The 5,781-nt window shown below is 49.9% G+C and carries 6 protein-coding genes; 5 read left to right on the forward strand and 1 reads right to left on the reverse strand.

Annotated elements, in window-relative coordinates:
- On the reverse strand, window positions 1-539 hold a 539-nt coding region (locus tag HKN79_12170), incomplete at its 3' end, for a hypothetical protein (protein NNC84324.1).
- Between the two features lie 241 nt (window positions 540-780).
- Between HKN79_12170 and HKN79_12175 the strand changes: the two genes are divergently transcribed.
- From HKN79_12175 to HKN79_12195, 5 genes are all read left to right on the forward strand, one after another.
- Entirely contained in the window at window positions 781-1,908 is a 1,128-nt protein-coding gene (locus tag HKN79_12175; protein ID NNC84325.1) for a DegT/DnrJ/EryC1/StrS family aminotransferase, read from the forward strand.
- A gap of 15 nt (window positions 1,909-1,923) precedes the next feature.
- Entirely contained in the window at window positions 1,924-3,234 is a 1,311-nt protein-coding gene (locus HKN79_12180; protein NNC84326.1) for a UDP-glucose/GDP-mannose dehydrogenase family protein, read from the forward strand.
- Entirely contained in the window at window positions 3,231-4,217 is a 987-nt protein-coding gene (locus HKN79_12185; GenBank protein NNC84327.1) for an SDR family oxidoreductase, read from the forward strand. The genes HKN79_12180 and HKN79_12185 overlap by 4 nt, the downstream gene beginning before the upstream one ends.
- The gene (locus tag HKN79_12190; GenBank protein ID NNC84328.1) at window positions 4,214-4,792 is read left to right on the forward strand and encodes an N-acetyltransferase; all 579 of its coding nucleotides are present in this window, start codon (window positions 4,214-4,216) and stop codon (window positions 4,790-4,792) included. Before HKN79_12185 ends, HKN79_12190 begins: the two co-directional genes overlap by 4 nt.
- Window positions 4,785-5,781: Gfo/Idh/MocA family oxidoreductase (locus tag HKN79_12195; protein NNC84329.1), on the forward strand; the 997-nt coding region annotated here is incomplete at its 3' end. The genes HKN79_12190 and HKN79_12195, both read left to right, overlap by 8 nt.

Here is a 5,781-nt window from a genome sequence, read left to right on the forward strand (position 1 = left end):
CTCCTACTCTGCGTGAAGGCTTGATACCCCTCAATCCCTAATGAAAAATTGACCAAGCGCTTGTTACTCAGGAATTGATATCCGATGAATTGATGAAGTGTAAGCCCATTGCTCAGCCGATCATAGCCTTTAAGGTATTCCCCTTCGAGTTGTGGTACATCGTTGTTTCTTGTCTCTAGACGGATCTTATGCTGCAACAGACCGGAACCCACACGAAAAACAAAGCCACTATTCGGGTTAGGGCCGAATGCGGGAACGATCTTACCTACGCTCCCAACTAGAGTCATTCCGCGCTCAAGAATGAGCAATTCGGTAAAGCCCCCTAATTGGTCGATCACAAATCCCTCGGATGTCAGCAGACCAGCGGCCACCGGTTCTTTCACGTTATTTCCGAATATGAAATGACCTTCTACACCGAACTGCCAGTTGCTTTTGGTCTTATATCGATAGGCTGCACCCATCGAAGCACTTCCTCCGAAACGATCGGCCATATCACCAATAGGCGCTTGTATACCAAGTGCCAATTCAATACTCGACATACTGATCACTGAATCTCGTAAGGAAGATTGAGCATTCACTTCAACTCCTGTTGAAAGGCAGAATATCAAAATCCAAGTAGGAATGGCTCCAAAGACTATTTCAACGCATCGCATAAGCCACAAAAATACCATTGTATAGGCCAAAGGAGACATTACGCATGTTCAATGAATTTCAGCCTGAACCGATCAAGAAAAAGATAGGATAACCGCTATCTTCGCGACCCAATATCAAAGTGGATATATGCGCCCCATTCAAATGGTCGATCTGCTCAGTCAGTATGAGAAGATCCAAGATGAAATAGACAAAGCGGTGATCGATGTCGTCAGAAGCTCTGCGTACATCAACGGTCCAGAGGTAAAGGCCTTTCAATCAGAGCTTGAAGAATACCTGGACGTTAAGCACGTCATCCCCTGTGCTAATGGGACAGATGCCCTACAAATAGCCATGATGGCCCTCGATCTTCAGCCGGGTGATGAAGTCATCACAGCAAGTTTCACATATGTGGCCACTGCTGAGGCCATCGCACTTCTGCGCTTGACTCCTGTCTTGGTAGATGTCGATCCAGACACATTCAATATCGATACGAGCGCACTGCGCGCTGCGATCACACCACGAACGAAGGCCATCGTACCTGTTCATCTTTTCGGTCAGAGTGCCGATATGGAAGAGTTGATGCAGATCGCCAAAGAGCATGACTTATACGTCATTGAGGATACTGCTCAGGCGATCGGAGCTGATTATAAGTACTCGGATGGGAGCAGTAAAAAAGCCGGGTGCATCGGTGATTTCGGAACCACTTCTTTTTTCCCAAGCAAGAACCTGGGATGCTTCGGTGATGGAGGAGCCATCTTCACTAATGATGATGAGCACGCTGCAAAGGCGCGTAAAATGGCCAATCACGGACAGAGCAAACGATACTATCATGATGAGATAGGCGTCAATAGTCGTTTGGACAGTATCCAAGCGGCCATTCTTCGAATCAAGCTCAGACACCTCGATACCTATACTGCAGCGAGGCAATCGGCAGCCGATCGTTATGATGCTGCATTTGCAGACTGCGATGCGCTGACTTCTCCAGTGCGTTCAGCATCAAGTACGCATGTATTCCATCAGTATACGCTCAAGTGCAATGGAGTCTCACGTGATGCGATAGTCGAGCATATGACCGCCCAGAGCTTGCCGGCCATGATCTATTACCCTGTGCCCTTGCACATGCAAAAAGCCTATACCGACCCACGATATACTGAAGGGATGTTCCCTGTGACCGAGGACCTATGTGCTCGTGTCTTCTCCTTACCCATGCATTCAGAATTCAAGCCTGAGGATCAAGATAGGATCATCAACGCTGTGCTGGAAGCTGTCAAATAGCGTCAGAGAAATCAAATGAAGATAGCCGTTGTAGGAACCGGATATGTAGGTCTTGTGACAGGGACCTGTTTCGCAGAGACCGGAAACGATGTGATCTGTATCGATATCGATGCGGATAAAGTCCAGAAGATGCGCGATGGGGAAGTTCCCATCTATGAACCTCATCTCGATGTGATCTTTGAGCGAAACATCAAAGCAGGAAGGTTGAAGTTCACGACCGATCTCAAGGAAGGGATCAAAGATGCTAAAGTCATCTTCTTAGCCCTACCGACTCCTCCAGGTGAGAATGGCTCGGCCGACCTGAGCTATGTGCTTGGAGTCGCAGAAAAACTCGGCAGCTTGATCGAAGAGTTCGTGGTGGTCGTGGATAAGAGCACGGTTCCAGTCGGGACTGCAGAGAAAGTCAGAGCCAAGATCGCTGAGAATGCACGCGAGCAATTTGCTGTGGTCTCCAACCCCGAGTTCCTTCGTGAAGGCTTCGCTGTGGATGACTTCATGAAGCCGGACAGAGTGGTCGTGGGGACTTCCTCCAAGCGCGCGCGGGGTGTCATGGAAGATCTGTATAAGCCTTTCGTTCGCCAAGGAAATCCATTGATATTCATGGATGAGAAATCCGCTGAGCTGACCAAGTATGCAGCCAATGCTTTCCTAGCGACCAAGATCACCTTCATGAATGAGATCGCCAATTTCTGCGAAGCAGTAGGTGCCGATGTCGACAAGGTGAGACTAGGAGTAGGAACGGACACCCGGATCGGGAAACGATTCCTCTTCCCGGGAATCGGTTATGGAGGGAGCTGCTTTCCAAAGGATGTGCAAGCGCTTCATCGCTCCGGAAAAGAATCGGACATGACCTTTGAGATTCTCGAGTCCGTGCTGGAGGTCAACGACCGTCAGAAATTGAGACTGATCGAGAAGGTGAAAGCTCATTTTGGAGACCTCAGCGGAAAGCACTTCGCGCTCTGGGGACTCGCTTTCAAGCCAGACACGGATGATATCCGCGAAGCCCCAGCACTTTATATGATCGATGCGCTCCTAGCCGCTGGAGCTACTGTCACGGCCTATGACCCTGAAGCGATGGACAATGTACGCAAGGTCAAAGGAGATGCCATCAATTATGCCGATAGTGGCTATAATGCTTTGAAAGGAGCTGATGCGCTCCTGATCGCGACCGAATGGGGATCATTCCGAAACCCTGATTTTAAGCGTGTCGCTGAAATGATGCCGACTAAGGTCATCTTCGATGGTAGAAATCTTTACGACCTTGAGAGCATGCGCGCAAATGGATTCACTTATTACAGCATTGGACGAGCAGACGTGACCGTATGAAAAGAGTATTGATCACCGGTGCAGCAGGATTCCTTGGATCACATCTATGCGATCGATTCATCAAGGATGGATACCATGTGCTTGCGATGGACAACCTGATCACAGGAAACCTCAAGAACATCGAGCACCTCTATGCCAATGAGAACTTCGAGTTCTTTCATCATGATGTCTCCAAGCATGTCCATGTCCCAGGAGAGCTGGACTACATCCTGCACTTCGCATCACCGGCCAGCCCGATCGATTATCTGAAGATCCCCATTCAGACCTTGAAAGTCGGGTCCCTCGGTACGCATAATCTGCTTGGACTGGCCAAAGCAAAGAATGCCCGCATGCTCATCGCGAGTACGAGCGAGGTCTATGGCGACCCGATGGTCCATCCTCAAACGGAGGATTACTGGGGCAATGTGAATCCTGTGGGACCACGCGGTGTATATGACGAGGCCAAGCGCTTCCAAGAGGCCATCACCATGGCCTATCACCGATTCCATGGATTGGAGACGCGCATTGTGCGGATATTCAATACCTATGGACCGCGTATGCGACTCAACGATGGTCGCGCCTTACCTGCATTCATCGGGCAGGCGCTCCGTGGAGAGGACCTGACTGTCTTTGGAGATGGAAGCCAGACGCGCTCCTTCTGTTATGTGGACGACCTGATCGAAGGGATCGTCCGACTACTGCATAGCGATTATGCTGAGCCGGTCAACATCGGGAATCCCGATGAGATCAGTATCCTCGGCTTTGCGCAAGAGATCATCGCATTAACGGGTACAGAACAAAAAGTGATCCTCAAGGACCTTCCGGTGGACGACCCAAAACAACGCCAGCCGGACATCAACAGAGCAAAAACCATTCTCGATTGGGAGCCTCAAGTTTCTCGGAGCGAAGGCCTGCAGCGCACCTATGAATATTTCCAATCCTTGTCAGAGGAAGAATTGAATCACAAGGAGCATATCGACTTTGAGAAGTACATCATCCGATGAGCGACTATAAAGCACATGAAACGGCTGTGATCGATGCCGGTTGTACGATCGGTAAGGGAACCAGTATCTGGCATTTCAGCCATATCATGCCTGATTGTGTGATCGGTGAGGACTGCAACATCGGGCAGAATGTGGTGGTCTCGCCTCAGGTCATCCTCGGCAATAAGGTCAAGGTGCAGAACAATGTCTCGATCTATACCGGAGTCATCTGCGAGGACGAAGTCTTCCTTGGTCCGTCCATGGTCTTTACCAATGTAGTGAACCCGCGCAGTGGCGTGAACAGACGTGGGCAATATGTGAAGACCCTTGTACAGAAAGGCGCGAGTATCGGAGCCAATGCCACGATCGTCTGTGGGAATGATATCGGTAGGTATGCATTTATCGGAGCGGGTGCAGTAGTCACTAAGGCTGTTCCAGATTATGCGCTGGTCATCGGCAATCCTGCACAGCATGTCGGCTGGATGAGCGAGTATGGTCATCGGCTGGACTTTGACGAAACCGGCCACGCCCAATGTCCTGAGAGCAAGGAAATGTATCGCTTGAATAATGAACGAGTAGAGAAGATAAATGGCTGATCAACACATAGGATTCGCGATCGTAGGCTGTGGGCATATCGGAAAGCGACATGCGCAGATGGTGCTCAATAATCCAGGCGCCCGATTGGTGGCGATGTGTGATTCGCGACCAGCCGAGGAGCTCGATATGGGAGCCTTCAAAGTGCCATTCTATCAGTCCTTGGAAGAGATGTTGGCTACAGAGGGCGATATCGATGTGGTCACGATCTGCACTCCGAATGGGTTGCACTCTTCACAAGCCATCACCGCACTCGATGCCAATAAGCATGTAGTCTGCGAGAAGCCCATGGGTCTCAGCAAGGCGCGTTGCGAAGAGGTCATCCACCACTCCTTGCGACAGAACAAACAGGTATTCTGCGTGATGCAGAACCGCTACAGCCCGCCCTCGGTTTGGCTCAAGGAGATGATCACAGAGAACAGACTCGGTGAAATCTACATGGTACAGGTGGACTGCTACTGGAACCGCGATGAACGCTACTACAAGCCAGGCGGCTGGAAAGGAACATCTGACTTGGATGGAGGAACGTTGTTCACCCAATTCTCTCACTTCATCGATCTGATGTACTGGGTCTTTGGAGATATAGATAACATACAGGGTAAGTTCAAGGATTTCAGCCATGAGGAGCTCACCAGTTTCGAGGACTCAGGATTCGTGAGTTTTGATTTCGTCAAAGGTGGTATGGGTTCGATCAATTATAGCACTGCTGTCTTCGGAAAGAACTTCGAGAGCAGCATGACCATCATCGGAGAGAAAGGCACCATCAAGGTAGGCGGACAATACATGAATGAGGTCCTTTACTGCCATGTGGATGACTATGAGATGCCTGAGCTACCTGAGGGAGCACCGCCCAATGACTATGGACATTATAAAGGAAGTGCGGCCAATCATCACTTCGTGATCGAGAATGTGGTCGATACCCTCCAAGAAAAAACTACAGCCACCACCAATTCATTAGAAGGCCTCAAGGTCGTAGAGATCATCGAACGGA

Source organism: Flavobacteriales bacterium (assembly GCA_013001705.1).
Taxonomy (GTDB): Bacteria; Bacteroidota; Bacteroidia; order Flavobacteriales_D; family JABDKJ01; genus JABDLZ01.